This window comes from Desulfosporosinus sp. OT (assembly GCF_000224515.1).
In the GTDB taxonomy this organism is placed as follows: Bacteria; Bacillota; Desulfitobacteriia; order Desulfitobacteriales; family Desulfitobacteriaceae; genus Desulfosporosinus.
Genome location: NZ_AGAF01000201.1, coordinates 1 through 257 on the forward strand (window position 1 = coordinate 1; position 257 = coordinate 257).

General features: G+C 45.1%; 1 pseudogene. It reads right to left on the bottom strand.

Going from position 1 to position 257, the window contains the following annotated elements:
• Positions 1-72 precede the first annotated feature (72 nt).
• Positions 73-257, bottom strand: a pseudogene (locus tag DOT_RS31450) (group II intron reverse transcriptase/maturase); the annotation flags it as partial.

Here is a 257-nt window from a genome sequence, read left to right on the forward strand (position 1 = left end):
ATTAATTGATCAGCCGACCTCCCACAGCACCGTACGTACCGTTCGGTATACGGCGCTTCCAAAGTTTACACGTTATTTCGCAGAATAACATTCACTAAAACTAAGGTATCCGATCCGTTTGAATCGCTCGTTGGATAGAGCTTTCGTCAAAATAGGGCTATGGGCTACACGCCAATAGCCTTTTCTTGTGTTTGCCCACATCCATGCTTGTTCCTTGCTAATACCTGCTTTCTTCAGGTTTTCAAACCGTGTTCGGA